This is a genomic window from Mammaliicoccus sp. J-M41 (genome assembly GCF_022385935.1).
Taxonomy (GTDB): domain Bacteria; phylum Bacillota; class Bacilli; order Staphylococcales; family Staphylococcaceae; genus Mammaliicoccus; species Mammaliicoccus sciuri_A.
The window spans coordinates 1-26,426 of sequence record NZ_JAJNIR010000036.1 but is presented as its reverse complement, the minus strand read 5'-3'; the positions used below and the strand labels follow the sequence as shown (position 1 = coordinate 26,426).

The following is a 26,426-nucleotide window of genomic DNA, read 5'->3' as shown; positions in this document are numbered from 1 at the left end:
ACGCTCTCTTCTCATAAAAAGACCACCTACTTTCTTAATTTTAACAATACTTCTCTTTAAAGAAGTTGTCCAATTAAGTGTAGACGGTCCATAAATAGCGAAGGGGATATTACGCTAGTACCAACTGGACCATTAACGAATATTGCTTTAGCGATGAAATTAGAACCATCCATCACATCTAAAATTAAAAAAATCGTATTAATGGGTGGTGCGTACGGTAATGGGAATTTCACGCCATCAGCAGAATTTAATATTTTTGCTGATCCAGAAGCGGCACATATTGTTTTTAAATCAGGTGTACCAATCGTCATGATGGGTCTAGATGTAACAAACAAGACATTATGCACACCTGAAATTATAAAACGTATGGAATCAACAAATAATAAAGCTGGGCAATTGTTTAGTGATTTAATGAACTTTACTTTAAAAACACAATTCCAAGAATTTGGATTAGAAGCAGGTCCATTACACGATGCAACAACAATAGGCTACCTCGTAAATAAAGACTTATTTGAAGTTCAAGATATGTACGTAGAAATCGACATTAACCGCGGATCAAGTTATGGACGAACAGTATGTGACGAATCCGACTACTCAAAAAAGAACATAACGTTAAAGTAGCCAAAAACGTCAAAGTCGACGAATTCTTCGATCTAGTATATGAATGTATAGGTATGTATTAAAGTATAAGGACATTGATTTGAAGATGGTTTATTATTACAATGTATTAGTAAATAGGTTACATTAATATCGTTATACAGAAGTGTAATTAAAGTACTTTATAAATATAACATTTCAGAAAAAGGTGACTAAATGATAAAAGGTTTATTTGAATCCCATTTACCCGTTTCAAACCTAGAGAAATCAATTGTTTTTTATGAAAAATTAGGATTAGAATTAGAAAGCATTATTCCTAAAAAAGTTGCATTTTTTTGGATTGAAAAGCATAAAAGTTGGCTTGGTCTATGGGAAACAGATGTTAGCCAATATCCATATCACCCATCTATAAGACATGTTGCTTTTGAAGTAACTTTAGAAGATTTGAAAAAATCAATTTCATGGCTTAAAGAACGACAAATAACTACAAGAGAAGCATTTGGATTTGAAGGTACAGAACCATTTGTTTCTCCACATGAGGATAAGGCTTATGCTAAAATCCATTTTTATGATTTAGACGGAAATAGTTTGGAATTTATCACAGAACTAAAAAATCCTAAACATCTTCATAAAAAAATGTATCTAAGTGATTGGCTAGAAATTAATCAGATTTAATTATGAAAATATATGAAAAATATTCGGTCATAAAGTTTTCAAACTACTTCATTCTTGTTTCTTAAATGCAATCATAATAATGCTTGAAATTAAAGGGACTATGAGAATTCTTGATATCTCTAATTCTCGTTGAAGTATACTTTAGAATATGATAAATACTATCATTACTGAAAAATAATAAATTAAAAGAGTGTATAAGAGTTTCATGGTGCATCTCCTTTGAAATAGTTCAGTATTTCAAAGTTAGTTTAATAATAAAAAATCACTACAATTTGTTTTTTTAACAATGCTTGTAGTGATTTTTTTATTACATTATATATATTTATGCAGAATCAAGCTACATAATATTTAATAATTTATGTATTAAATTTAAATTGGCGGTTCTTTGATTTAAAAGTAATATATTACTTATAGTAAAAATTCAGAAAATTATAAATGTGAATTTGATTAAATATTTATTATAATTTAAATAAAAATGTATATGAAAAAATGTTATTGAAGTAAATGGAGGTATTAATAAATGACGGGTCTTTTAACTGCTGTATGTGGTTTAGATGGTTCTGGCAAAAGTACTCAAATCAAGCTACTGGAAAGATGGTTTAATGATAATAATTTAGCTTGTGAAACAACTAGACAACCAACAAACTACTATCGTGAAGATGAGAGAGTTAGGAATTATCTAGATAATGGTGTGTGTCCTGATATGAAATCTATTGCATTACTAGCAGCAGATAGAAGATGGCACCTTGCTACTTATATAGAGCCAAAAATAGCTGAAAATATAAATATAGTTTCCGATAGATATTTATATAGCTCCTTAGCATACTTTAAGGTTAGAGGATTAGACGAAAACTTCATTAGAATAATAAACGGTGATATTAGAAAACCTGATGTAATAATTTTCTTAGACTTAAAGGCTGAAGAAACAGTTCAAAGGGTTAAATTGAGAGGTAATAATGAATTAAAATATGAAGAACGTAATATAGAGGTATTTAAAGAAATACGTAAAACTTTTCACGATATTTTACCTGAAGATACAATAATTATTGATGCTACTCAATCACAAGAAATTATTCATTCAATTATTATAGACAATGTAATTAAAAAAATGAAAGAAGTAAAAAATCTCGAAACAACATAAGTATTTAATGAGAATTAAACGTAAAAAAGGATATTAATAATAAATAATTAGAACCCCAAAATCCTTAAATGTACGTTGGATTTTGGGGTTCTTTTTTATGTATTGGATTAATAAATGTTTTACTTCTTGTTATCTAACTCATACTCGTTTTCTTCTTCGTCACTTTCATCACTATTATCAAATAGTAAAAAGTAAACTATGATTCCAATAGGAACACCTAATAATGGTGTTGTGATTGTACTCATAACAACAATTATAAGAATTAGCCATATTATGTCTTCCGAATGCCATTTTTTATTTAATAACTTATCGATCACTTGTTTTATAGACATTTAATAACGCCTCCATTTTGATTCTTCATTCTAAATATTTTACGTACTTCTAATCATATTTATTTTCTCTTGTATAGTTTTTGATCTTTCTATATATAAAGAAGTTAACTTGATATATGACAACACTTAATATAAGTATCATAACAATAAAAAATATAGTTCCTAAAAAGCCTGAGTAATTAAAAATAGGGAATCTTTTGAGTAGTAAACAAGCTATCAAGAAAATAATACAGTTTAAAATCATAAATATCTTATTTTGTTCGAAACTTTTATATTTCATGTGAAAAACTCCATTTATATTTCAATTTATATATAATTTTAACTTATTTAAAGTATTAAATATATAGAAATAAATAAAATTTAATATAAAAAGGCTGTGTTCGTCAAAACACAGCCTTAATACATCAGATCACTCAAAATATTCCATTCAAGTTTAGATTCATAACTTTATTCCAATCTTCAAATGTGAGTTCTTCTTCTGTTACGTTGTATGTCATACCAACTTTATTGACTAACATATCAATTTTGCCAAATTGTTCTATGACGTTATTGATCATTTGATTTACCGATGTTGGATCGTTTATGTCTACTTTTAATGCAACTGTTTCAATGTCTTCGTTCTGTTTAAGTTCTACGAGTGATTCTTTAGTTGATGAGGCGTTTTGATCTGCAATAATAATCTGAACGGCTGCTTGTGCTAATGCTAATGCCATTGATTGACCTATTCCGATTGTGCCACCGCTAATGATTGCAACTTTACCTTGTAATTTGAAGTGCTCTAATATATTTGTCATAGCATATCACCTTTTTATTCATGATTGGACTGCATTATTGCTATCGTTGAGCTTATAATTGTTTGAACATGGGTAGATTATGAAGAAATATTAAAGATAAATGAGTTTAAATCGCCTCTGTATTTAGAGACCGAATATTCTATTGGAACATGATCCTCTATATAACCCACACTATGGAAGTAGAAGAGTGGGGCATCTATCTCTACAGATAATAAATCACTTACGGTTTCATCTGCTGTGATTAATTCAAGCTTTCTCGTAATTTCTTTTATAGGTGTTTGATTTTTTTCTAACACTTCGTAAAATCGTGTCGTTGTAAAATCAATTTCTTTTAAATTAGGTACTAATGATAGTGGGATATAAGTTGTCACAAGGACGATTGGGTCTTCTTCTGCATATCTTAAGCGGACTAATTTATATACAGATTCTCCAGGTTTAAGTTCTAATTGTTGCATGACTTCTTCATTGGCAACTTCTGATTTCAATGATAGAACTTTTGTCTTTGGAATTAATCCTTTTCTTGTCATTTCATCATTATAGCTTTCGATGACGTGTGTAAATTCTTGATTGATTTTACGTTGTCGAACGATTGTACCTCGCTTTTTTCGACGTTCTAAAAAGCCATCGATAACAAGTGCATTAATTGCTTGTCTAACAGTAGGTCTACTTACTTTGTAATGTGTCGCCAAATCAACTTCATTTGGAATTTTATCGCCAACTTTATAGTCTTCATATTCAATTTTATTCAGTAAATCTTCTTTAATTTGTTGATGTAAAGGTTTGTTTATCATAATTTATCATCCAATTTCTATTGTTTTCTGATCTGATTCTGTAAGACGTTCTTCTATTGCTTTGATGATATTTATACAAGAACTAGCGCCAATTCTTTCTGCACCATTTTTAATCATGTTAATAAATGTATCAGCATCACGAATACCACCAGCTGCTTTAACTTTAACTGCGCCGTCTACAGTCTCGGACATTAATTTAACATCTTCAACAGTTGCACCTGATGTCGCAAAGCCAGTAGATGTTTTAATAAAATCAGGTTTAACGTCTTTTGCGATAAGTGATAAAGTTTTGATCTCTTCTTTAGTTAAATAGGCATTTTCAAAGATAACTTTTGAAGTGACATTGTGTGCTTTACAAATTTCTACTATTGAAGACATTTCTTCTTGATATAGTCAATATTGCCATTTTTCAATTCAGTAACATTAATAACATAATCAATTTCTGTAGCACCGTTATGAATCGCATCTTGTGTCTCGAACTTCTTAGATTCAATAGAAGTCTGACCTAATGGAAAAGCAATGGCAGCGCCTATACCTATATCAGTTCCAGCTAATATTTCTGCACATAATTTGGATTGTACTTGGTTAACAGCAACCATCTTAAAATGGTATTTCTTTGCTTCTTCACAAAGTTGTCTTATATCTTCTGGGCTTGCATCTGCATGTAAGTTCGTGTGGTCAATCATTCGGCAAAGGTCATCAATTGTATAAGATTTCATCAAAATAAACACTCCTTATTTGTATTGACATAATAATATAATAACGCGCTTACACAAGTCAATTAGCCTAGATATCTAATAATAGTGACATTACAAATTATTATGTAATTACATAATAAAGATTTTGATATTTTCTAGGATGGTTTTATACTCTGAAAATGGGTATATATCTCAATGAAAATATAAATAAAAAAGGTGGATTATCATGACTAAAATTTTTGTTACAGGTGCTACTGGTTTAATAGGTACAAAATTAACTAAACGTTTAATTGAAGAAGGTTATGAAGTAGCTGGGTTAACGACTTCTGAAAAAGGTAAAGAAAAACTTGATAATGCAGGTGTAAAAGCATATATAGGTAACATACTAGAATATGACACAATAGAAAAAAGTATCGGTGATTTTAAACCAGATATAATCATGAACGAAATCACAGACTTAAAACAAGTTGATATGTCAGCTAATACGAAAGTTAGAATAGAAGGTACAAGAAATCTTGTAGAAGCGGCAATTAAACACGATGTGCCACATATTCAATCACAAAGTATTGCATTTGTTTATGAAGCTGGAGATACATTAGCAACAGAAGAAACAAGTTTAGACTATGACGCTAGTGGCGATCGTAAAATAACAGTTGATGGTGTAGAAGGATTAGAAAAAGAATCAGCTAGATTAAACAAACATGTTATTTTACGTTACGGTTTATTATATGGACCAGGTACTTGGTATGGCAAAGATGGTATGATTTATAATCAATTTATAAATGGTGAAGTTACGATGACAGACGGCGTACAATCATTTATTCATATAGATGATGCAGTTGAAACAGCCATTCAAGCATTAAACTTTGAATCAGGTATTTATAACGTAGCAGATGATGAGCCTGTAAAAGGAGACGATTGGGCTAAATGGTATTCCAACGAATTAAACGTCACACCAACTCTAAACATTGAGCCAGCAGCACCATTTGAGCGCGGCGTAACGAATAAGAAATTTAAAGACCAAGGCGGTAAACTCATTTATTCAACTTGGAAAGACGGTATGCATCCGATTAAATAAAACATGTTTTCATTAGAGAACAGCACATTTTTAAAGCACTAAAACAAATAAATATAAAGCGAAGTACATGGAATTTGTACTTCGCTTTATATTTATTTAACATATTTTTTAATTCGATTAGCTAATCTTTTTACGGTTTGTCATCAGAAAAATTGTAGAAATGAAGAGAAGTGTTGCTGCTAATAAAAATGTGAACCTCACACCAAACATATCAGTCAAGTTACCTAAAACTAATGAAGAAACTCCAAAAGTCGCAGTTACTAGAGCGTCTTTTGCAGAGTATATTTTGGGAAGAAGTCTATGAACGACACTCTTTTGTACTGCCGTCTGTTGAGCTACATCTTTAATTTGATTTACTATTCCAAATATCAGAGATATTACTAGTGCGATCCATGGAGTCGATACTAAACCAAACATTAGTGTCGTCAAACTAGCCCCAAAAGAACCCACTACAATAACATTACTAGAAAGTCGAGTTATTAAATGCGACCATTTTAAACTACAAAAACCACCTATCATTAATCCAGCAAAGAAACTGGCATTTATATATCCCCACCATTGTTCACTCGTTTGTAAGACTTGCTCAACATAAATATACATAATTGCAGCTACCCATACCACGTTTGCTATGGATTCAAAAAATTCAACAATACTTATGGTACGTAAAGTAGGCGTATGCCATATGGTTATCCAGCCTTCTTTTAATATGTCCCAATTCGTAGACTTTTTTTGTTTTTCTTGACTAAATCCGTTTTTATCGACGTTTTGAATTAGAAACATCATGATAGTGGATGCTACAAATAAGTAAAATGTTAACCATATAACATTTTCACCACCGATAATTGCAACGAGTATTCCCCCAACTGTCCATCCACCAAGACGAATCGTTTGGTCAAGAATGGCAAGAAAGCTATTAGCCTTCACTAGAAAATCTTGTTCAATAAATATTGGGACTAAAGCATTTCTTGCTGGGTTTGCCCATCCATCTAAAAAAGAAATAGCAATTACTAATAAAAAAATCAGAAAAATGGTGCTAGAAGAAGGGAAAAATTCTGTATAACATCCAAGAATGAGAACAAGAATTGTCTTTCCAAATTGTGAATATGCCAACAATAATTTTAATTGGATGCGTTCAATAATTAATGGTGCAATCATGCCACTTAAAAATCGCGATGTTGTGATGAAAAAGGGCACAAATGCCATATAAGTTACAGATCCTGATATTCCATATATGATTGCTATTAAACCAACCATATAAAAAACATCTCCACTATTTGCGAGAGATTGGCCAATCCATAAAAAGCGAAATGATGATTTATGCATAAAAATATTACTCCCTTTAAAGATTTTATTATTCAATTGTTTTTATTAAGGGTTAGTAATATTACATCTTTTCGCCATCCTTTTTAATTTGGTATTTGAACATAATTTGAACTGTTAAGTGCAGTAAGAAATCTTCTTTGAAATTCCTACTTAATATTGCATCATCATTTCCTTTTTATAAAATCACAAAATAAAAATAGCATACGGTTAAGAAAATAACAAATCAGATATTTCTGAAAATTATTGATTTTATACGTATAAATGACAAATTAAAATGCTCTCCCTAAAAATTTATATATAAATGGAAGAGGGTTATTATTTAGTAAAAATGATTGTTAGTTTTTCGTTTTTTATATTTTGACGTTCTGTATTTTAAATTTGTGTTAACATACTTAACAAATATTACATTTCTGTAGGGTTTTCGGGTATAATTAAGTATTCTGAATATTATAGTTTTTAATATATAAATGATATAATTATTTATAACGTGAGATATAAAGTTATTTAAAATGTGTACATTAGAACATTATTAAACGGGGATTTACAAACTTAGATTAATAGACATCATGAATTGACGATTGATGTGTAAGGTAGATAGAGGAGAGATATTTATGGCAAATGTAAGAAAAGCAACAATTGAAGATTATTCAGGTATTAAAAATGTAGCGTCTAAGGCTTGGTATGACACGTATACCAATATTTATACTGCGAGCACTGTGACGGCATTTTTAAATGCGTCTTATTCTAAAGAGATGCTTCAAAAGCGCATTAATGATTCTGATTTCTTTGTTGCAGAAGATGAAGATAAGATTGTTGGTTTTGCTAATTTTATCAAAGGTACTGAATTGTATTTATCTTCTCATTATGTTCTGCCTGAAGCGCAACGTGAAGGGTATGGTAAAGCTTTATTACAAGCAGGTTTAGATCAATACAAAGATTCATATCATGAAGTTTATTTAGAAGTGGATGGCAAGAATGATATCGGTATAGCCTTTTATAAAAAGGAAGGTTTTGAAGTGATACGTGAATATGAAGAATTACTTTTTGGTGACACGATGCGCACGACGTTAATGAAAAAAACTTTTTAGGAGGTTGATTGTAATGGAACAATCACTAAATAAATGGATTTCACAATTTTATGAAGCTTATGAGAATCAATCAATTATTCCAAATGGTGTTTTACCATCGAATATAACTGAACATGCTGCATATGATATTCAAGAAGGTGTGTTGCAGCGTAAGGAAGAAACTGAAATTCATAAAGGTTATAAAATTAGTTTAACGAGTCAAGAAACAAGAGATATCTTTTCTTCAACAACGCCATTATATGGTGCAATGGGAGAAACAACTATTCTGGACAAACATATTTATTTAAATGATTTAAATGAACCTTTAGCAGAGTTAGAATTAGTCTTTATTGTTCAAGAAGAATTAACAGAAGAAGATAGCCTTGAAGATATTATGAATAAATGCTTGATTGCACCAGGGGTAGAGATTCCGGATTCACGTTTTAGTAACTGGTTCCCTAATTTATCTGTAACAGAAATTATTGCTGATAGCGCAGTAAGTGGTGGCGTTGTTTACGGTGAACCTAAGAAATTAAGTTATGAAGATATAGATAACATTAAGGGGACATTATATTTAGACGGTAAAGAATTAGCTTCTGGATTTAGTACAGAAGTTGAGGGACATCCTGCTAAAGCTGTTAAGTGGTTGATTAATGAAATTAAAGAATATAATCGTTCATTAACACCTGGCATGTTTATTTCAAGTGGAACATTTATTTTGCCAAAACCTTTAACACAAGGAGAGTATAAAGCCGTATATGAAAATGTCGGCGAAATTGAATTTATTGTAGAATAATTGGATGAAATGGAGGGAACAAAGTGACACAGGAAGCTTATGGAACAAAAAAATTACCTGAAGAGAAAGTTTTTAAAGACCCTGTTCATCGTTATATACACGTAAGAGACCAATTAATTTGGGATCTTATCAAAACGAAAGAATTTCAACGCTTAAGAAGAATTAAACAACTTGGAACACTCTATTTATCTTTCCATACAGCTGAGCATAGTCGCTTTGGACATTCTCTAGGTGTATATGAAATTGTACGACGTATGATAGATGAAGTATTTGAAGGACGTGCACATTGGGATAATAAGGATAGACCACTCGCATTATGTGCAGCACTTTTACATGATTTAGGGCACGGTCCTTTTTCACATTGTTTTGAAAAAATCTTCCTAACGGATCACGAAAAATTCACACAGCTGATTATTAAAGGTGATACAGAAGTTAATGAAGTGTTGAGTAGAGTTTCGCCTGACTTTCCATCTGAAGTAGCAGAAGTGATTAATAAGACACATGAAAATAAATTAGTCATATCGATGATTTCATCTCAAATAGATGCAGATCGCATGGATTATCTACAGCGAGATGCATATTTTACAGGTGTGAGTTATGGTCAATTTGATATGGAACGTGTGCTGAGATTGATGCGTCCGTCTAAAGATGAAGTGTTGATTAAAGAAAGTGGTATGCATGCAGTTGAAAACTTCTTAATGAGTCGTTATCAAATGTATTGGCAAATTTATTTTCACCCGGTGAGTCGAGGTGGAGAAGTGTTGCTAAATCGCTGCTTTAAGCGTGCAAAGGTACTTTATGATCAAGGATACTCATTTAAAGAGCAACCTAAATATTTAATTCCATTTTTTGAAGGAGACGTTTCAATCGCTGATTATATTCGTCTTGATGAAGCGGTCGTGATGTATTATTTAGAAGAGTGGACTGAAGAAGATGATCCAATCTTAAGTGATTTAAGTAAAAGATTTGTTAATCGTGATTTATTTAAATACTTACCATTTGATGGATCTATTATTACGATTGGTGAACTGACAGATCTATTTGAAAAAGGCGGCATTGACCCAGAATATTATTTCGTTTGTGACTCGTTCTCAGATTTACCGTATGATTATGACCGACCAGGATCAAATAGACAGCCGATACATCTATTACAGAAGACAGGTCGTATTAAAGAAATTAGTAGCCAATCAGTCATCATCCATAGTATTACAGGGATTAAACGTTTAGACTATAAACTGTATTATCCTAAAGAATTAATTATAGAAATGGAAGATGAAACGATTAAAGGCGATATTATCAATATATTAAATGAACTCGTGTAGATTACAAACTTGAATGTCAGTCTGATACTCTAGTATGATGTAATCATGAATTAAATGAGGTGAAACAAGTGGCTGAAAAGAAAGGATTTCAATTTAATATCATTAAAAATGATCCATTAGATGGGCATAAAGGTACAAATATAGGCTCTATAAGTTTAGACAACGTTGCGCCTGTATTCGTCGATGTATCAGAACAAACTGCATTTATCGATATTGGTGCCATGCATGCTAGAGCTGAAGTAGAAAAGCGTGTGAAATGGGTTAAAGATATAGAAGAAGTCAAAGGTGAAGAAGCAAAAGAATATTGGCTTTGCTGGGTTACAACTGAACGTGGCGAACAAGGTCCATATTATGCAGGACTAACAGGTTGCTATTTAATGGTTAATAAACCTAAGAAACGTGGATATAAAAGTATGCCAGAACATGTGAATATGATGGATAAATCTATGAAACATCAAGTGAAAATTGACCAAATTGGTGACGAAAATAGAGCAGTTCTTAAAAAATTCCTTCAAGAACATAATTCTGAAATGTGGCATAACAGCAGTGATGAACTAAAATCATCATTAGAGATAAATTAAATATGTCTATTTTGTGACTTAATTGTGAATTATCACAATTCAACTAAATAGCTATTGTCTTTTCACAATATCATAAGTAAAATAGTTGATAGCTACTATAGCTAGGACACTAAAAAAAGCAGGCGCTTTTCGCCCTGCTTTTTTTAATTTTAATAGTCAAATATGCTATAATGATATACGTTCTTAAACGGTGAGGTGGCCAATTATGAAAGAAAATATTAATATAAATATTAAACAAGTCGTGAAACAAAATGGCGAGAAAGAAACATTTCAAACAAAAACATCAGGTACATTTCATAGAAGAAATAGCGATATAATTAGATATGAAGAAACGATTGATGAACAAATCGTAAAAAATATGCTTAAAATAGAAGATGATGGCGTGAAAATCCACCGTACTGGCGCGGTCAAAACAGTCTTTCACTTTGTTGAAGGACAGGAAACGATTAGTTATTATGATACTGATGCAGGACGCATGACAATGCACGTTAATACATTATCAATCAAACATTTTATAGACGATCAACAAGGTAAACTCAGGATACATTATCAGCTAAGTGATCAAACTGGGTTACTTGGAACATACCAATTTCAAATTAATTATAAGGAGATAAATGAATGAACATTATTAACCAAGTTAAAGAAACGTTAATTGAAGAAATTAAAGCAAGTATCATTAAATCTGAACTTGTAGAAACAGTTCCAGAAATTAAAATCGAAACACCTAAAGACCCTGCAAATGGAGATTATTCTTCAAATATTGCGATGGTATTAACAAAATTAGCGCGCAAAAATCCACGCGAAATAGCAAATCAAATCGTTGAAAATTTAGATACAAATAAAGCGAATGTTAAAAAAGTAGATATTGCAGGTCCTGGATTTATTAATTTCTACTTAGATCAACAATATTTAACTGAAATTATTAAGACAGCTTTAACAAAAGGCGAAACATTTGGTCAAACAGAAGAACGTAAAAACGAAAGTATCATCGTTGAGTATGTATCTGCAAACCCAACAGGAGATTTGCATATTGGACATGCACGTAATGCAGCAGTAGGTGATACATTATCAAACGTGTTAAGTGCAGCTGGTTATGATGTAACACGTGAATATTATATTAACGATGCAGGTAAACAAATTGAAAATTTAGCACATTCTATTGAAGCGCGTTATAACCAAGCGTTAGGTTTAGATGCTGAATTACCTGAAGATGGTTATTACGGTAAAGATATTATCGCAATCGGTAAAGACTTAGCTGAAAAACATCCTGAAATTAAAGATCAAGCGGAAGAAGAACGTATTAAGACATTCCGTAAACTTGGTTTAGATTATGAAATGAAAAAATTAAAACAAGACTTAACAGATTTTAATATTCATTTTGATAATTGGTTCAGTGAAACATCATTATATGAAACAAACAAAATTTCAGCTGTTTTAGATAAAATGACAGAATTAGGCTATACTTATGAACAAGATGGCGCAACATGGTTAAAAACAACAGAATTTGGTGACGATAAAGACCGTGTGTTAATTAAACAAGACGGTACGTATACGTACTTCTTACCAGATATCGCTTATCATTACGATAAAGTAGAACGTGGTTTTGACAAATTAATTAATTTATTTGGTGCTGATCACCACGGTTATATTAATCGTTTAAAAGCATCTCTTGAAACATTTGGCGTAGATTCAAAACGTCTTGAAATACAAATTATGCAAATGGTACGATTATTACAAGACGGCGTTGAAGTGAAAATGAGTAAACGTACAGGTAATGCTATTACATTACGTGACATTATGGATGAAGTAGGCATTGATGCCGCTCGTTACTTCTTAACGATGCGTAGTCCTGATACACACTTTGACTTTGATATGGAATTAGCTAAGAAAGAATCACAAGATAACCCAGTGTATTATGCACAATATGCACATGCGCGTATATCATCTATTATTCGCCAAGCAGAAGAAAAAGGTATCACGATTGATCAAAACGTCGATTTATCTTTAATTACACATGAAAAAGCATTTGATTTATTGAAGAAAATTGCTGAATTTGAACCAACAATTGTTTCTGCTGCAGAATCACGCAGTCCACATCGTATTACGAATTATATTCAAGATTTGGCTGCACAGTTCCATAAGTTCTATAATGCAGAGAAAGTATTAACAGATGATGCAGAGAAGACTAAAGCGCATTTAGCTCTAATTGAAGCGGCGCGTATTACACTTCGCAATGCGTTAGCATTAGTAGGTGTGTCAGCTCCAGAATCTATGTAATTTAATCATTATTTTAATTGAGGTGCAGCTCAATCTTATTTGAGTTGCTCCTTTTTGTGTACCATTTTTTAATTAAATATATGGAGGGATTAAGTATGAAAATAAACAAAATATTTTATTTAATCTTTGCTGCTATGATCATCGTGACAGGTTGCCAAAGCGGAGGTAATACGGATAACAAGAAAGAAACGAAACAAGAAACAACTGATAAGAAAGAATATAAGCGTATTGTATCGCTTATTCCAAGTAATACAGAAATATTATACGCGTTAGGACTTGGAGATAAAGTCGTTGGGGTATCAACTGTTGATGATTATCCTAAAGATGTGAAAGATAAAAAACAATTCGATGCCTTTAAACTTGATACAGAAGCGTTATTAAAAGCAAAACCTGATTTAATTTTGGCGCATGAGTCGAACAAATCTACACAAGAAAAAGATTTAAAAAAATTAAGTGATGCAGGCGTGAAAGTCGTCTACATAGATGATGCAAATTCAATTAATGAAATGTATGATACATTCAAGCAAGTTGGAAAAGTAACAGGTAAAGAAAAAGAAGCAGATAAATTAGTAAGTAAAGTGAAGAAAGAAATAGAAGATGTTGTAAAAGACGTCCCTAAAGACCAACAAGGTAAAAAAGTATTTATGGAAATTTCTTCTCAACCTGATATTTACACTTCAGGATCAAATACGTTTTATGATGATATGTTAACTTCTATCAAAGCTAAGAACCTTTATCATGACCAAGAAGGTTGGATTAAAACGGATAAAGAAAGTATTCTTAAAAGAAATCCTGATGTTATGATTACAACAAGTGGACAGTCTGAAGTGGAATATCAAAAATTAAATAACAATAGAGATGGCTTTGACCAAGTTAATGCTGTTAAAGAGAAACACGTTCATGCACTCAATGCAGATATGATTTCTAGACCAGGACCAAGATTAGCGAAAGGTCTAAAAGAACTTTCTGAAAAAGTTTATGACTAAAAATCATAACGTTTATCGTCATGTTGTGATATGGTTTCTCGTTCTATTGTTTGCAATTGGCATTTCTTTATTCGTAGGATCTACGGGTATAACATGGAAATTTGATAATCAACTAGAATGGACGATTTTTTACAAGTTAAGAGTACCGCGGACACTGTTAGCATTAATTGCTGGTATGGGGCTAGTCATGAGTGGTCAAATCTATCAAACGATATTGAATAATCCACTCGCGGATAGTTTTACGTTAGGATTAGCAAGCGGGGCAACATTCGGAAGTGCGCTTGCCGTATTTATCGGTGTATCCATTTGGTTTGTGCCACTATTTTCAATATTCTTCAGCTTGTTAACGCTTATCGTTGTTGTACTGATTACAGAAACGATGGTCAAAACATTTCATGTAGCAACAATGATACTTTCAGGTATTTTTATTGGTGCATTCTTTAGTTCGGCACTTTATATACTTTTATTGCTTAAGCCGGATAAAGTTAATAGCATGGTGTCATATATGTTTGGTAGTGTTTCATCTGCCGAAAAAATAACTGTAGAAATCACAGGGATTGTTACTTTAATCTGTATCTTAATCTTGTTTATGATGAGTCATTATATTAAAATGATTCAATTAGGTGAAGATAAAGCTACAACACTTGGTGTGAATGTTCGATTGATATCATGGACATGTTTGTTATTAGCTGCTATAATGACAGCCGTTATTATAAGTTTTACGGGTATTATTGGATTTATAGGTATGATTGTACCTCAAGTTGTTAGAAGGGTGTACAAGGTACCTATTAACGTTCAAATGATGTTGAATTTATTAATCGGCGGTGCACTTTTATTAATTGCAGATACTGTTGGCAGAATTATCATAAGTCCGATACAAATTCCGGTTGGCATTATACTCTCAATTATTGCCATACCGATTATGATGTATTTAATGATTACAGAACAACGAAAAAAAGAAAGAACTTACTGAATATTTAATGTATCAATCAGTATTAAATCACAATCAATAGCATACGGACACCAATCCTTTAAACATTATGATAGAGGGTTGGTGTTTTGTATGTAAAAATTGTATTGCTTTCTTTATGGAATAGTTTAAAATGTTTCTATGAAAGGGATGATGACATGTGTTCGTGTGATATTCAAGCGATTATTTTTGACTTAGAAGATACGCTTGTAGATCGTGAGAAATCGCGAATGAAGTTTTTGGAAGAGCAGTTTGAGAGATTTCATGAGTTAATGGTAACAGTCCAAAGACGTGATTTTGAAAAGGTATATTTAACGTTAAATCCCTATGGTATAGAAGATGTTGAATGGGTATATCAAGAACTTGTTAAGAGATTAAATATAGAAAGGATATCGTGGAAGACATTTTATAACGACTATAAAATGCATCACTACAGATACCATTTTCCTTTCTATGATACATTGGTAGCATTGGATAAACTACGCAGTATGGGTTATAAATTAGGTGTTGTAGCGAATGGTAAGAGTGAAGAAATTAAACACGTTATGAATGCAATCGGTATTTATCCATACATTCATTATGTTTCAACTTCTGATGAGGTGGGTGCTATGAAGCCAGACCCAATTATATTTGAAGATATATTGAAACATCTTGGCATAACGGCACATCATGCATTATATGTTGGAGATTGTCCTTTAAATGATATCGCAGCAGCGCATGCTATGGGCATGAAGACTGCATGGATGGCTAATTCAGTCATTGGCACACCAGAGGAGCACGAATTAGATTATACAATCGAAAGTTTAAGTGATCTCATAGATGTTTGTAAACAAATCGAAAGAGGTGAAGCATGATGAACTTATTTTTAACGAAAGAAAATGTTGCCATACACTATAATACAAAAGGAAGCGGCTATCCAATTATTTTGTTACATGGTGTTTTTCAAGATATGGATGTCTTTGAACCACTTATTAAAAAGTTAAGTAAAAATTATCAAGTTATATCTATTGATTTAAGAGGTCATGGTTTAAGTGATACACCACATGATAGTAGAGTAGATGACTATATTTCAGATATTCAACAACTATTAAATGCATTATTCATTAACTCAGCATATGTGATTGGTCTAGAACTTGGAGCAACCATTGCAACAGGTCTCACATATAAAAATCCTGATTTGATCAATGGCATGGTGTTAATTAATCCTACAGACGATCATTCAACGTTCCCAGATAACCGTATTTATGATAGACATGCTGATGAAATTAGAACGATGTCTGATGAAGACAAAGAAAAATATTTATTAAGATTCAGATATAAAAATATTAAACAAGCTAAAAAGTTTGTAAAGTCACATATTCCGTCAAATGACCTTCAAACGATGGAAGAAGAGATTGCTGTTAAGCGCTCTTTTAAAGATTTTGATATTATATCGTTACTTCCAGATATTGAAACACGTACGCTCGTCATTTCTGGACAATACGATGGCAAAATATTATATAGCGAAGGTAAAAGAATAAGTGAACTGTTACCGAATGCTGAATTTAAACTGTTTGAAGGTTCAGGTGAATTGCCTTTTATTGAGGAAAAAGAGAAATTCATTAAAGTATTGGAAGAATTTTTAAGTTAATCAAGCGATATTTCACGGTTTTGTTACATGATTGTAATAAAAGTGGTCATTTTGTAATCTTTATGTTATAATTAACGCAGTTCAATGCATAGCATATAAGACGCAGACTGAAGGAGAACCTCATATGAAAAAATGTCTCTTAATAATTGCAATGGTACTTATGGTTCTGCCATTTTCAACTTTTGCTGAGGCAAATGCTGCAACTAAAAATCAATTAAATATTAACGAAAACAATGTGCAGACCTATAAAGACGGTACAGTAACAATCGAAGGTATTAAAATTGGTGATAAGATTTCTAAAATTAAATCAAAGTATCCTAATTTAATGTTCTCATATTCTGATGATAGTAATGATAGAGAAAATTATTACGAATTTGATACTAAAAATGGACATATGATTATTACTGCCAAAGTTAAAGGTAATAAAGAAACGGTTAAACGCGTTACAATGATTTATGACAAATTAACAAATGTGAAATTAGATCCACTTGTCTCAATTCTAGGAGACAATACGACTAAACGTGTACAAAATAATAAGTATACGGGCGGTTATGCTTATGTGAATAATGGACAAGCACACTTCCAGCTTTCAAAAGCAACACCTGATAGTAAACAATTTAAAGTATATCGTGTTGATATAGGTAAATACTAAATCAATAGCGAATTTAATCCCCTTTTATGTTATATACATATTGCATAATAGGGGATTAATTTATACAATATTATAATGAAGGTGGTGTATTTATTTGCGTCCGAACAATAATGTATTGCTGGAAAATGTAAATGACTATTTACAGCATGTCGGTGTATTACCTAAACAAATTGATAAAGTACAACATTCATTAAAGAAGGATATGAAAAAGTCAGATGAGAAAGATATAGACTATGCAGAATATCGACACAAATCTCACGCTGAAATACTTCAAATCATAGAGAGAAATATTGTGGTTGTAAATTATAATCCAATCATTTTTTATACACTACACTTCTTATTATTAGCATATTTATTTGATAAAAAGCTCATTCCGTTTAATGCCGTAACGGGATTGTATATATTTTATTTTGTAATTATATTATCTATTTCACTCGTTATATATTTAATTATAAAAAAACATAGTTATCTCTATCCTAATCAGAAATTGATGATGACCAATATTTTCTTATTTAGTATAGGCATTGTTCTATGTATGCTTAAAATATTTAATGTTACGTTAGGAATGTATGTATTACCATTACAAGTATTTCAAGCCATATTTGGCATTGGGATTCTTCTCGTCATACTCGCAATATTTATGAAAAAGCTCGAAGTTGGTGCAATGGGATTAGCAGTTATTCAAAAAACAATTGCATCCATAACGATGAATGAAACAGTAATTATGATCGTTACATTTGCGAGTTGGTCTATTATCCTCGTGATTATCCTTTATTTTGTAATGATGTATTCAACAAGAAAATATGTATAACATAAATGCAGAAGATGATGTATTGACTACAATCATTTTTTGCATTTATTTTTATGGCATTAACTTAATATTATAAGTGTGAAAAATTGTTAAATGGGTATATTATTACTGTAAAGTAGGGAGGTACTCACTATGGGAGAATTATTAACAAGGGATGGGACTCATATAGTGTATGAAAAACACGGTAAAGGGAAACCATTAATTATGTTACATGCATTAAATATGAATTTAGCGACATTTAATTCAACAGTACAGCTTCTGAAAGATCAATTTACAATATATACAATGGATTCTAGGGGACATGGTAAATCAGATAAACAACAAGAAATTTCTATCCAAAATCATATAGATGACATTGTAGATTTAATGGATGCTGAAGACATAGAATCAGCTTATATATTAGGACATGATATGGGTGGCGTCATTGCTCAAGAATTTACAAACCAACATTCAGATAAAGTAGAAAAGTTAGTACTCGTATCTTCAATTTCCAATCAAGGTAAACAACCACTTATTAAATTAATAGCCAAACATAGAGATAAAGTTGCAGGATTTAGTAAAGAAGAAGCAATGTTAATATTGTTCAATGAAATATTTCATGATGTTAAATCGACTTTTAAATGGTATCAAGAAGTGAAAAAATATTATCGAATGACACCAGAAGAAGATGCAATTTCTGTTAGATCTATAAATGGTATAAATATCAAAATAGATCATATAGACATACCAACACTTATCGTGAAAGGTAAACATGATCCTTTTGATATTGATAATGATTCGGAAAATATAAAGAACGCTCAAACAGAAATATTTGAACATTCAGGGCACGCACCATTTATTGAAGAAAGTGAAAAATTCAAACAAGTCGTATCATCTTTTTTAAACCAACCAGTAAGAGATAAACAAGTCATATAATAAAGCGAGCTAGGGCATTTGATGATGTCTTAGCTTTTTTATTGGTAAGGTGAGGAAGGTGGGGGGTGTGAAAGATATGAGTTAAAGTCGGAATAAACTCACATCTTTGCCAAGTATATACCTAGTTTACCAATCACCCCCACACCACACAAAAAAGCGGAGACATCATAAAATGTCTCCGCTTTATTCATATTATTCGTTAATTTCAGTCTTAGCGATTTCGTTATCGATTTTTTCAAGCACTTCTGAAATTGATTTACGTTGTTTTTTATTAACTAGAATTAAAACTGTACGCTCGTCATATTCATTTCTTCTTTTTGTAAAGTAGTCTTGTTGTGATAAGTTTTTAACTGCTTTTACAATTTGTGGTTGTTTGTAATTTAACTTGCTAATGATTTTTTTAAGATGATATTCTTCATCGTCTGTTTCATTAATGTAAGTTAATACTGCGAATTCTTCAAAGCTAAGTGAAAAATCCTTTTTAATGATTGATTTTAATTTGTCCACATATGTTACAAGTGCTAATAAATCGGAACAATTTTCTATTTTAGAAATTGCCATTTTGAATCCCCCTAGAAGTGAGTATTTTGCTTCTGTAATTGAAATAATACAGTTTGGTGGTAAAGCCTCGCATTATCAATATGGAAGCGTTTTAAATTTTTAATTCATAAATACAGTTTATCAATTATTTACTTATTTTAGCCTAAAAATAACTGTATGTAAACTAATAAGAGTAGGATTTAATTAAATAATAATATAAATAATATAACTGTCACAAACGAAAGGTAGGTATAATATAATCTCAAAAAATTAAAGTGCATGGTTATTATTAATTCTATCAATAAAATAAAATGAAAATTACAAAATATGCCGATATTAAATGGGAATATTATAAAATTAACCATATAAAGAAGTCGTATTTAACATACGACTTCTTTATAATTATTTATTGATTGAAGTATATTGAATAATTACTTCTTCGATAATATCTGATTCTAATTCTGCATATTTACTTAAGAATTCAGCAACGCTATGTTCCTTGATATAGTCGTTTTTCTCAACTGTTTCTTTATCGTTTTCATCTTGATATTCTAATAAATAGCAAAGTGCTTTAACGAGTTCAGAATGTTTTTTATTCGTTTTAGATAATGCTACTAGCGGTTTAACGATACGATCGTTTGGTCCAACTTTACGTAATACGCCACGACCAACTCTTGTTACATCATCAGATAAATATGGGTTTTGGAAACGACCAATTATTTTTTCAACATAGTAAGATTGGTCTTCTTTCGTAAATTCATCGAAGTTAGAAACAAGATATTCACTTGTTTCTTTTAATACTTCACGTAAACCTACATTAATTTCTTCATCTTGAATCGCTTCAAGAATTGTGTTGTAACCTTTGTATTGACCAAAGTATGCTAAATAAGCATGACCTGTATTAACTGTTAATAATTTTCTTTCGATATAAGGTGTTAAATCATCAACATAGTGTACATCTTGTAATTGTGTACCTTGCCATTTTGAAGCTTCTACAACCCATTCAAAGAAAGGTTCAACTAATACGTCTAATGATCCTTCTTTTTGACCTTGAGGTACGATACGGTCAACTGCTGAGTTAGGGAAACTAATGTCATCAGATAAAGGACCTGTAATATCTAAAATGGCTTTTTTAAGTTGATCTGTTGCCATAATAGCATTTTCACAAGCAACGATATTTAACGGTTTACCAGCTTCACGCTCTTTTAAGAATGATGCAAATGATTTAGCGATAATAGGTAAGATATTTACACCAACAGCTGTCGTAATGACATCTGCTTCTAAAATTGCTTCTTTTAATTTGTCTGTTTCAGTAATGCTATTGATACCTTTAACACCTGAAACAGGTTCTTTAGTATTTTCTTCATTTGCGATAACAACTTGATAAGCTTTTTCTTCATTAATTTGATTAATAATTGTTTCGTTAACATCGACGAATGTTACTTCATAGCCATTATCATTTAATACTTTACCTATGAAGCCACGTCCGATGTTACCAGCACCAAAGTGAATGGCTTTCATTAAAGTTCAACCTCCTCAAAGATTGCAAGAATTTCATCTTTAGATTGTGCATTGATAACACGTTCAACATTTTCTTCTTCACTAAATACAATAGCGATTTGAGAAAGAATATCTAAATGCTCGCCATCTTTACCAGCGATACCAACGACTACTTTTGCTTCATTGCCGTCCCAATCTACGCCATCTGGAATGTGAAGTAATACAAGACCTGATTTTAATACTTCAGTTTTAGCTTCATCTGTACCGTGTGGGATAGCTAAGAAGTTACCCATATATGTTGTAACGATTTGTTCGCGTTCTTTCATTGCAGTAATATATTTGTCAGTTACAGCACCTTCTTCAACTAATGCTTGGCCAGCTTTTTCGATAGCTTCCTCTTGAGAATTTACTGAGAGATTCATAAAAATGTTTTCTGGATTAAATAATTTTGTCATGTTAATTCACTCCGTTTTCGTTAGTTTTTGTTTTAATTTATTTAAGAAAAATGATTTGAGTGTGTTCTCTATCTTTACCCTATCATTTAACAACTGATCAATATCATCCAAATGTTCTGTAATTAAGGATGACACTTCGCTCATAAGTTGTCCTTGTTCCGAATTTCTCGGAATAAACATACATACAAGCCAATTTACTTCTTGTTGTTCATTTTCAATCGTTTTTAGCATTAGTGGCTTTGTTAATTCCGTAATAATCAATTGTGGCTTTTTGATTGATTCATCAGAAAGATGGGGAATAGCAACTGGATAACCAGTTAATGCAAAGCCTTGTAAATTCATTCGGCTGTTAAGCTTTTCACTGAACGTATGTGTATTGTCAATCACACGATGCTTGGACAATGTTTGAATGAGATATCGTTCTAACTGTGTTACTTTTTTCTTTTCAACGATCATATTTTGAATCAGTGCCAAACTTTCTTCTATAAAAGTTACAGTGCGATCATAATCTTCATATGATAGTGGTTGTTCTTGATTTTGCGTATTTTGAGGATCATGGACAACAGATTGCTGTAATTTCAAAAAGTATTTCACATTTTCAGCGTCTTGCTTTGGTAATAAAGGATTCACTGTAATATGTGGGTACTTTGTGTCTACAGCTACAGTTGAAATCATGCCATCATACTTTGAAAAATCAATCGACTTCAAACTACTGACAGAAACTTCGGTAGTTTGCGTGATTTCAGAAAAATGCTGTTTTAAACGATTGGATAGAATACGGCTTGTACCAATTCCACTGCTACATACAACGAGAACATGTAATGAACGTCTTTGTTTTGCTTGTAACATGCCACCAAAGTGAAGTGCGATATAAGCAACTTCGCTTTTTGGAAAATGATAATTCATGAATACAATCTTTAAACCTGATGAAACAGCTTCAAATAACTCTTGATCATAGGTTTCTATCATTTCGGTAAGCGGATTGTAGGTTTCAATGTTTGCCTCAAGTCTATTAATCGCAGGTTCTAAATGTAAATTTAATCCTTTGAATAGGGCATCTTCATCTTTAAATGAAAATCCTTGATCTTTTACAAATTCTATAAGTTCGGTAACGCGCTGCTTATGAATATCATTGTTTTCATAAGTTGTTTCGTGGCGACGTCTTGCGCCTCTTAAATGCATTGTAATAAAAGCAATTTCAGAATGATTAAATGTCACATCATATATATCGCTTAATACATTGGTAAGTCTCTCTGATACTTTAAATTCATCCGTCGAAATCAATTCATTTAAAATATCATCCTCAATTTCTACATGTCCATCTTGCTTAATACGTTCAATTGCTAAAACGATATGAATCGTTAATGTGAGGTAACTTGCCTCAGTTAATGTATAAGGTAATGTACCGAGTTCATCCATTAACAAGCGTTCAACATTAAACAATCTATCTATATCAACAATACCTCGAAGATGTGTTTCGTTTAACGTATGATATACGAAATGATCTTCTACTACAGAGTACACGCTGTCACCATCTAATTTTTCTAACATGATTCTAGCAAGTAACTGCCTTTTGTTGACTTCTTCACCATTAAGAATCAAACCTTCGCCACGTCTTCGTTCTAATGAAAGTTCAAATGTGTGTAATTCAGGTTCCAATTGCTCAATGATTTTGTTAAGTGTATGTGTAGATGAACCAATTTCATTCGCAAGACTATATAATTTCACTGGATCTTTAGATTGAATAAGGTTGTATAGAATAATAACTTTTCGTTCTTCATCAGATAAATCAATTGTATTTTGTTCAGTCAATGATTGTACAAAATTGTCAATGTCTTCTGGTTCTCCTTCAATACGTAATCCTAATTTAGGAACTCTTGTCAGAGATAAGTGATATTTATTCAGTGTATCTTCAACGCTTTTCATCTCTCTATGAACAGTTCGAGAGGAAATACCAAGTGCTTGTGCAATATCATGAATTGTTAAAAAAGAGTGAAGACGCTCAGATAGTAATTTGAGAATACTCTTTTCCCGGTTACTGATCATCATCGTTCTTCACTCCTTTGTGTAAAATTATTTTTTCAGTTCGTTAATTAATTCTTCATATCTTGGTGAATTTAAGAAATTATCTACTGAAATATGAATGGCTTTAGGATTTTTCTTAATTGCTCTATCTGTTAATGTTTTTTGCGTAATGACAACATCAGCATCGTCTGGTAATTGGTTAATAGCTGTATTTGTAACTTCAATATCAGTTAACTCAGCTTTTTTGAATTTATTTCTTAACATACCAGCACCCATAGCACTTGAGCCCATACCAGCATCACAAGCAAAGATAACTTTTTTAACATTAGAGAAATCATGTGCATCAATATTTTCTGTGTCATATTGATCTAATAGTTCTTCAGATTCATCTTTTTCTTCTTCAGAAGCTTCACCTTTTTCTTGTTCTTTAGAACCAGTTAAAGCATCGCTAACAGAAGATTTTTTACCTTTACGAGCTTCCATATCAGCAGTAGCTGATTCAATGTCGCCTTCAGGGTCTTTAGTGAATTTTAAGATGATAGATGCAACTACAAATGAAACTAATGTTGCTAGGAAGATACCAAGTAACATAATTAAGTAACTACCTTTAGGTGTAATAGCTATATAAGCTAAGATTGAACCTGGAGATGCTGGTCCTGTAGTACCGAAGTCGAACATACTAAATGTTGCAACACCAGTCATACCACCTAAAATAACGGCAACTAGTAATAAAGGACGCATTAAAACATATGGGAAGTAAATTTCATGAATACCACCTAAGAAGTGGATGATACCAGCACCATATGAAGTTGCTTTTGCAGTACCTTTACCGAATACCATATAAGCTAATAGAATACCAAAACCTGGTCCAGGATTTGATTCTAAAGTATAAAGAATAGATTTACCAGCATGAGCTACTTGTTCAGATGCAAGAGGTGTTAAGACACCGTGGTTAATTGCATTGTTCAAGAATACTGTTTTAGCTGGTTCAATAATAATACTTACTAATGGTAATAAGTGATGAGAAACTAAGAAGTCAACACCCATACCTAAGACTTTCATAAGTCCTTCAACTAATGGCGCTAATCCTTTGAAACCAACAATCGCCATGATGAAAGCTAGAATACCAGCTGAGAAGTTATTGAATAACATTTCAAAGCCTTGAGGTGTTCTAGGAACTAAGAATTGGTCAACTTTTTTCATTAACCAACCAAGTAATGGACCCATAATCATTGCACCGATTAACATCGGCGTATCTGGGAATGCCGCGATAACACCCATAGTAGCTGTCGCACCAACGACACCACCACGTAAACCGTGAACTAAACGACCACCACTAAATGCAATAAGTAATGGAATTAAATATTTAATCATTGGATCAACCATTGAAGAAAGTTCTTCGTTAGGTAGCCAACCATCTTTGATAAACAGTGCTGTAATTAGCCCCCAAGCAATAAAAGCACCAATGTTTGGCATAATCATACTACTTAAAAATGAACCAAAAGCTTGAACCTTAGGACCAATGCCTTTTTTCTTTTCAGCTTGTTCTGCCATATTGAACACACCTTCCCTTATATAAAAAGTATTTTGTAACTTAATCATACGAAGATGTATGTACATATACAATGATTAGTAAATGCAACTTTGTCACATCCATTTTGACATGCGTGTCATAAACATTTATTTTGGGGGATTCAAATAGCTTATACACACTTGTAATGTAATTATACACTTTTGAAGAGGCGCTTCATACTGTTATGGAATATAAAATAGGAAATAAAGTTGAAATAGAAGAAGATGGAGGAAGAGGAGGAGGTTTCTGGGAATATGTCCATATAATTGTGTAATAAAAAAAGAGCCATATATAGCTCACTTTAGTACAATGTAATCGACTAAGAAAAAATTGTAGAGGTGACTATATATGACTCAATTAAATGTTAACTTAGATTATGAAGAATTGGCAAGTGCTATTTTTGGAAGTGATATGAATGCATCTATGAAAACAATAGCTATGACTGTCATAAATGCATACATGGAAATGGAAAGAGATAAGTATGTTAATGCTGGATATAAACAAAAGAATTCAGGAAGAAACGCACAACGTAATGGTTATTATGAGCGTGACTTCCTGATGCCTATTGGCAATCTGACATTAAAAGTTCCAAGAACACGTGACGGTGAATTTACAACTGAAGTATTCAATCAATATTCACGTTCTGACCAATCCCTTATTTTAGCGATGACAGAAGCATATATTAATGGTGTTTCAACTAGAAATGTTAATAAAATTGTGGAATCCCTAACGGGAAAATCTGTGTCTAAATCCACTGTTTCAAGCGTAATAAAAAAACCTGGATCCTGAAATCAAAGAATGGGCGAGTAGACCTATTGTTAGTCATCAGTATAAGTATGTATTTGTTGATGCTATGCACATTAAGGTAAGAGAGAATAATAAAATTGTTTCTAAAGG

At 31.8% G+C, this 26,426-nt stretch carries 26 protein-coding genes and 2 pseudogenes; 18 read left to right on the top strand and 10 right to left on the bottom strand.

The window, feature by feature from the left end; all coding sequences use genetic code 11:
• Nucleotides 1-72 precede the first annotated feature (72 nt).
• The 3 genes from LQ686_RS11655 (at nt 73) to tmk (ending at nt 2,413) form a co-directional block, all read left to right on the top strand.
• Nucleotides 73-621, top strand: a complete 549-nt coding sequence (locus tag LQ686_RS11655; RefSeq protein ID WP_345772681.1) for a nucleoside hydrolase — start codon at nt 73-75, stop codon at nt 619-621.
• Between the two features lie 192 nt (nt 622-813).
• The gene (locus LQ686_RS11650; RefSeq protein ID WP_107573129.1) at nt 814-1,272 is read left to right on the top strand and encodes a VOC family protein; all 459 of its coding nucleotides are present in this window, start codon (nt 814-816) and stop codon (nt 1,270-1,272) included.
• Nucleotides 1,273-1,792: 520 nt separating this feature from the next.
• Nucleotides 1,793-2,413, top strand: a complete 621-nt coding sequence (tmk, locus tag LQ686_RS11645; RefSeq protein ID WP_107573215.1) for a dTMP kinase — start codon at nt 1,793-1,795, stop codon at nt 2,411-2,413.
• Nucleotides 2,414-2,532: 119 nt separating this feature from the next.
• Here tmk and LQ686_RS11640 read toward each other — a convergent pair whose 3' ends face one another.
• The 4 genes and pseudogenes from LQ686_RS11640 to deoC form a co-directional block, all read right to left on the bottom strand.
• Complete coding sequence (locus tag LQ686_RS11640; protein ID WP_107573216.1) at nt 2,533-2,745, bottom strand: VraH family peptide resistance protein; 213 nt, start codon at nt 2,743-2,745, stop codon at nt 2,533-2,535.
• Between the two features lie 413 nt (nt 2,746-3,158).
• A complete protein-coding gene (locus LQ686_RS11635; protein WP_107573218.1) occupies nt 3,159-3,539 on the bottom strand; it encodes an SDR family NAD(P)-dependent oxidoreductase in 381 nt (126 codons plus the stop codon).
• Nucleotides 3,540-3,616: 77 nt separating this feature from the next.
• Nucleotides 3,617-4,330 carry a GntR family transcriptional regulator gene (locus LQ686_RS11630; protein WP_070369114.1) on the bottom strand — a complete coding sequence of 238 codons (714 nt, stop codon included), beginning with the start codon at nt 4,328-4,330 and terminating at the stop codon, nt 3,617-3,619.
• A gap of 6 nt (nt 4,331-4,336) precedes the next feature.
• Nucleotides 4,337-5,049: pseudogene (deoC, locus tag LQ686_RS14300) on the bottom strand (deoxyribose-phosphate aldolase).
• A gap of 205 nt (nt 5,050-5,254) precedes the next feature.
• Between deoC and LQ686_RS11620 the strand changes: the two are divergent.
• The gene (locus LQ686_RS11620; RefSeq protein ID WP_107590502.1) at nt 5,255-6,106 is read left to right on the top strand and encodes an NAD-dependent epimerase/dehydratase family protein; all 852 of its coding nucleotides are present in this window, start codon (nt 5,255-5,257) and stop codon (nt 6,104-6,106) included.
• Between the two features lie 117 nt (nt 6,107-6,223).
• On the opposite strand, the gene LQ686_RS11615 is transcribed toward LQ686_RS11620, so the two are convergent.
• Entirely contained in the window at nt 6,224-7,429 is a 1,206-nt protein-coding gene (locus tag LQ686_RS11615) for an MFS transporter (protein ID WP_239733346.1), read from the bottom strand.
• 611 nt (nt 7,430-8,040) lie between these two features.
• On the opposite strand from LQ686_RS11615, the gene LQ686_RS11610 reads away from it, so the two are divergent.
• The 13 genes from LQ686_RS11610 to LQ686_RS11550 all read left to right on the top strand — a co-directional run bounded on the left by LQ686_RS11610 (nt 8,041) and on the right by LQ686_RS11550 (nt 19,436).
• A complete protein-coding gene (locus tag LQ686_RS11610; protein WP_048541439.1) occupies nt 8,041-8,517 on the top strand; it encodes a GNAT family N-acetyltransferase in 477 nt (158 codons plus the stop codon).
• A 13-nt stretch (nt 8,518-8,530) separates the two neighbouring features.
• Entirely contained in the window at nt 8,531-9,292 is a 762-nt protein-coding gene (locus tag LQ686_RS11605; protein WP_025904912.1) for a 2-keto-4-pentenoate hydratase, read from the top strand.
• 23 nt (nt 9,293-9,315) lie between these two features.
• Nucleotides 9,316-10,614, top strand: a complete 1,299-nt coding sequence (locus LQ686_RS11600; protein ID WP_103361264.1) for an HD domain-containing protein — start codon at nt 9,316-9,318, stop codon at nt 10,612-10,614.
• Between the two features lie 68 nt (nt 10,615-10,682).
• Nucleotides 10,683-11,195: a YwhD family protein gene (locus tag LQ686_RS11595; protein WP_025904914.1), complete on the top strand. Its 513-nt coding sequence runs from the start codon at nt 10,683-10,685 to the stop codon at nt 11,193-11,195.
• 205 nt (nt 11,196-11,400) lie between these two features.
• A complete protein-coding gene (locus tag LQ686_RS11590; protein WP_025904915.1) occupies nt 11,401-11,817 on the top strand; it encodes a YwiB family protein in 417 nt (138 codons plus the stop codon).
• Nucleotides 11,814-13,472, top strand: coding sequence for an arginine--tRNA ligase (argS, locus tag LQ686_RS11585; RefSeq protein WP_107573154.1), 1,659 nt, complete (start codon nt 11,814-11,816; stop codon nt 13,470-13,472). The genes LQ686_RS11590 and argS overlap by 4 nt, the downstream gene beginning before the upstream one ends.
• A gap of 95 nt (nt 13,473-13,567) precedes the next feature.
• Nucleotides 13,568-14,458 (top strand): ABC transporter substrate-binding protein, encoded by an 891-nt coding sequence (locus tag LQ686_RS11580; RefSeq protein ID WP_103361262.1) that lies wholly within the window; start codon nt 13,568-13,570, stop codon nt 14,456-14,458.
• Complete coding sequence (locus tag LQ686_RS11575) at nt 14,451-15,431, top strand: FecCD family ABC transporter permease (protein WP_025904918.1); 981 nt, start codon at nt 14,451-14,453, stop codon at nt 15,429-15,431. The genes LQ686_RS11580 and LQ686_RS11575 overlap by 8 nt, the downstream gene beginning before the upstream one ends.
• A 155-nt stretch (nt 15,432-15,586) precedes the next feature.
• Entirely contained in the window at nt 15,587-16,282 is a 696-nt protein-coding gene (locus LQ686_RS11570) for an HAD family hydrolase (protein ID WP_103361261.1), read from the top strand.
• Nucleotides 16,279-17,058, top strand: coding sequence for an alpha/beta fold hydrolase (locus LQ686_RS11565; RefSeq protein WP_051575479.1), 780 nt, complete (start codon nt 16,279-16,281; stop codon nt 17,056-17,058). Before LQ686_RS11570 ends, LQ686_RS11565 begins: the two co-directional genes overlap by 4 nt.
• Before the next feature lie 124 nt (nt 17,059-17,182).
• Nucleotides 17,183-17,710, top strand: a complete 528-nt coding sequence (locus LQ686_RS11560; RefSeq protein ID WP_025904921.1) for an SA0570 family protein — start codon at nt 17,183-17,185, stop codon at nt 17,708-17,710.
• Between the two features lie 94 nt (nt 17,711-17,804).
• Nucleotides 17,805-18,521 (top strand): hypothetical protein, encoded by a 717-nt coding sequence (locus tag LQ686_RS11555; RefSeq protein ID WP_025904922.1) that lies wholly within the window; start codon nt 17,805-17,807, stop codon nt 18,519-18,521.
• Nucleotides 18,522-18,653: 132 nt separating this feature from the next.
• Nucleotides 18,654-19,436, top strand: coding sequence for an alpha/beta fold hydrolase (locus tag LQ686_RS11550; RefSeq protein ID WP_025904923.1), 783 nt, complete (start codon nt 18,654-18,656; stop codon nt 19,434-19,436).
• Between the two features lie 192 nt (nt 19,437-19,628).
• Here the strand turns inward: LQ686_RS11550 and sarA are convergent, their stop codons facing one another.
• From sarA to LQ686_RS11525, 5 genes are all read right to left on the bottom strand, one after another.
• Complete coding sequence (sarA, locus tag LQ686_RS11545; RefSeq protein ID WP_025905497.1) at nt 19,629-19,997, bottom strand: global transcriptional regulator SarA; 369 nt, start codon at nt 19,995-19,997, stop codon at nt 19,629-19,631.
• Between the two features lie 381 nt (nt 19,998-20,378).
• A complete protein-coding gene (locus LQ686_RS11540; protein WP_103361259.1) occupies nt 20,379-21,497 on the bottom strand; it encodes a mannitol-1-phosphate 5-dehydrogenase in 1,119 nt (372 codons plus the stop codon).
• Nucleotides 21,497-21,931, bottom strand: coding sequence for a PTS mannitol transporter subunit IIA (locus LQ686_RS11535; protein ID WP_025905499.1), 435 nt, complete (start codon nt 21,929-21,931; stop codon nt 21,497-21,499). The genes LQ686_RS11540 and LQ686_RS11535 overlap by 1 nt, the downstream gene beginning before the upstream one ends.
• 6 nt (nt 21,932-21,937) lie before the next feature.
• Nucleotides 21,938-23,980, bottom strand: coding sequence for a BglG family transcription antiterminator (locus tag LQ686_RS11530; protein ID WP_025905500.1), 2,043 nt, complete (start codon nt 23,978-23,980; stop codon nt 21,938-21,940).
• A 24-nt stretch (nt 23,981-24,004) separates the two neighbouring features.
• Complete coding sequence (locus tag LQ686_RS11525) at nt 24,005-25,510, bottom strand: PTS mannitol transporter subunit IIBC (protein ID WP_239733343.1); 1,506 nt, start codon at nt 25,508-25,510, stop codon at nt 24,005-24,007.
• 367 nt (nt 25,511-25,877) lie between these two features.
• On the opposite strand from LQ686_RS11525, the pseudogene LQ686_RS11520 reads away from it, so the two are divergent.
• A pseudogene (locus LQ686_RS11520) lies at nt 25,878-26,426 on the top strand (transposase); the annotation flags it as partial.